We start from the raw sequence: 2,846 nt of genomic DNA on the forward strand, positions 1-2,846 counted from the left end.
CGCGGCGGGGGCGGTGACGTGATCCGGGTGCTGCTCGTGGACGACCAGGCCCTCATCCGGGGCGGGTTCCGGGCGCTGCTCGACGCCGAGGACGACATCGAGGTGGTCGGCGAGGCCGCCGACGGCGCCGACGGCGTACGGCTCGCCGCCCGGCACCGGCCGGACGTGGCGCTGGTCGACGTGCAGATGCCGGTGCTCGACGGCATCGAGGCGACCCGCAGGATCGCCGCCGACCCCGAGCTGGCCGCCGTGCACGTCGTCATCCTCACCAACTACGGCGTGGACGAGTACGTCTGGGGCGCGCTGCGCGCCGGGGCGGCCGGGTTCCTCGTCAAGGACATGGAGCCGGAGGACCTGCTGCACGGCGTACGGGTCGCCGCCCGCGGCGACGCGCTGCTCTCCCCCGCGCTGACGCGCAAGCTGATCCAGGAGTACGTCTCCCGCCCCGCCGGCGGCGTGCCCGACGCCGACCACGCGCTGCGCGAACTCACCCGGCGCGAGCGCGAGGTCGTCACCCTCGTCGGCGGCGGCCTCAGCAACGAGGAGATCGCCGCCCGGCTGCACATCAGCCCGATCACCGCAAAGACGCACGTCAGCAGGTCGATGACGAAGCTCGGCGTCCGCGACCGGGCCCAACTCGTCGTGCTCGCCTACGAGACGGGCCTGGTCACCCCGCGCGGACCGGCGGCCGGGCAGCCCGCCGGCGACTTCTGACGGGGGCTCGGACGGCACCCGCGCGCGCCCCGGTGTCGGTGGCAGGCTCTATGCTCTGAACCCATGCTCGAAGACCGCGCGACGCCCCTGAGCCCCCGTCAAGTCGCGCAGCAGCAGCCCCTTCCGGGCGCGGATCCGGTCGCGCTGCAGCCGGCTCTCCCGCTGCCCGCGCCGACCGCCCCGGCCGAGCCCGCGGACCCGGCGCGTACCGCGGAGACGGAGCCCGCGGGAACCGGGGCCGACACCGCCGGGACCGGCTCCGGGACCGACGCGGGGGAACATCCCGGCGCCGCGGCGCCGGCCGCCGGCCTGTGGCCCGGGGACTACCCGGAGGCGTACGCCGTCGTCGACGTCGAGACCACCGGGCTGCGCTCCGACGACCGCATCGTCTCCGCCGCCGTCTACCGCCTCGACGCCCGCGGCACGGTCCAGGACAGCTGGTACACGCTGGTCAACCCCCAGCGCGACCCGGGCCCGGTGTGGATCCACGGCCTGACGCGCGAGATGCTCGCCGACGCGCCGCTCTTCCCGGAGATCGCCGAGGAGTTCGCGGCGCGGCTGGAGGACCGGGTGCTCGTCGCGCACAACGCGGTCTTCGACTGGATGATGATCGCCCGCGAGTACGCCCGCGCCGGGCTCACCGCCCCGGTGCGCCGCCGGCTGTGCACCATCGCGCTGGCCCGGCAGCTGCGGCTGCCCCTGCCCAACGCCCGGCTGGCGTCGCTGGCCGAACACTTCGGCGTCGCCCAGCGCAGGGCCCACGACGCCGAGGACGACGCCCGCGTCCTCGCCGAGATCTTCCGCCCCAGCCTGGCGCAGGCCGCCGAGGCGGGCGCGCGGCTGCCGCTGCTGGCCTGCCAGCCGCTCACGGAGTGGTCCGAGCAGCCGGCGGCGGGCGGCGCGAGCGGCTCCGGCGGCACGCGCTCGCCGGGCGGCCACGGGGCGTACCAGTGGCGCACCTGGCGGCCGAACCGCCGACTGCCCGCGTCGCCGTACCCCAACCCCGGGCGGTACGTGCGCGGCGGCCGGCTCAAGCAGGGCATGCGCGTGGCGTTCTCCGGCGACACGGCGGTGGACCGCAGCCTGCTGGAGGACCGGGCGGTCGAGGCCGGGCTGCACGTCGCGGGCAGCGTCTCGCGGTACACGAGCCTGCTGGTCACCAACGACCCGGGCGCGCCGACGAGCAAGGTGACGCGGGCCGCCGCGCACGGCACCCCGGTGATCGACGAGGCGGCCTTCCTCCACCTCATGCGGGACGTCGAGCCGGCGGAAGGACCGGCGGAGGGTAGCGGCGGGGCGGGGTAGCGGGGCCCCCTCGGGCGGCGGTACGGCGGGGGGTACCGTCAAGGGGTGTACCGCTTCCTGTTGTCCCGGCAGTGGGTGATCACCACCCTGGTGGCCGTCCTGCTCATCCCCGTGATGATCCAGCTCGGCTTCTGGCAGTTGCACCGCCACCAGGACCGGGTCGCGCGCAACGACCTCATCGCCCGGAACCTCCAGGCGGAGCCGGTCCCCGTGGAGCGGCTCACCCGCGAGGGCCGCACGGTGCCGCGGGAGGACACCTGGCGCACGGTCACCGCCACAGGTGCGTACGAGCCGGAGCGCGAGGTCGTCGTACGGCAGCGGCTCGGTGCCGACGACAAGCAGGGCTACTTCGTCGTCACCCCGCTCCGCCTCGGCGACGGCTCCGCCGTCCTCGTCAACCGCGGCTGGGTGCCCGCGGGCGCCGACCTCACCAGCTTCCCGAAGGTGCCGCCCCCGCCCACCGGCGAGGTCACCGTCACCGGCCGGCTGCGCCCCGACGAGACGACCGGCAGCGGCATCCGCGACAAGGCCGGCCTGCCGGACCGCCAGGTGATGCTGATCAACAGCGCCGACGAGGCCGCGGACGGGCTGCCGGGGCCGGTGCTCGGCGGGTTCGTCGAGCTGGTCGCCACCTCGCCGCGGCCCGCGGGCAGGCAGCCCGAGCCGGTCCCGGAGCCGGACCACAGCAGCATCGGGGTGCACATCGCGTACGCGATCCAGTGGTGGATCTTCGCGGCGGCGGTGCCGGTGGGCTGGTGGATCCTCGTACGCCGCGAGCGCCGCGACCGCGAGGCGGCGGCGGCGAAGGCGGCAGCAGCGGCGAAAAC

Annotated in this window: 3 protein-coding genes; all 3 read left to right on the top strand. The window is 75.9% G+C overall.

The genetic code is table 11. The features are described 5' to 3' along the window. The first annotated feature begins 18 nt into the window (after positions 1 to 18). Entirely contained in the window at positions 19 to 714 is a 696-nt protein-coding gene (locus H5J30_RS25425) for a response regulator (protein ID WP_181789684.1), read from the top strand. A gap of 63 nt (positions 715 to 777) precedes the next feature. Next, positions 778 to 2,019, top strand: coding sequence for a DEDDh family exonuclease (locus tag H5J30_RS25430; protein WP_181789682.1), 1,242 nt, complete (start codon positions 778 to 780; stop codon positions 2,017 to 2,019). Positions 2,020 to 2,064: 45 nt separating this feature from the next. Next, positions 2,065 to 2,846 (top strand): SURF1 family cytochrome oxidase biogenesis protein (locus tag H5J30_RS25435; protein WP_181789683.1); only part of this gene is annotated, 782 nt, incomplete at its 3' end.

Source organism: Streptomyces phytophilus (genome assembly GCF_013870535.1).
Lineage (GTDB): Bacteria > Actinomycetota > Actinomycetes > Streptomycetales > Streptomycetaceae > Streptomyces > Streptomyces phytophilus.

Coding starts and splice junctions, on each gene's coding strand:
- H5J30_RS25430 (WP_181789682.1), top strand. CDS start 778: ATGCTCGAAGACCGCGCGACGCCCCTGAGCCCCCGTCAAGTCGCGCAG.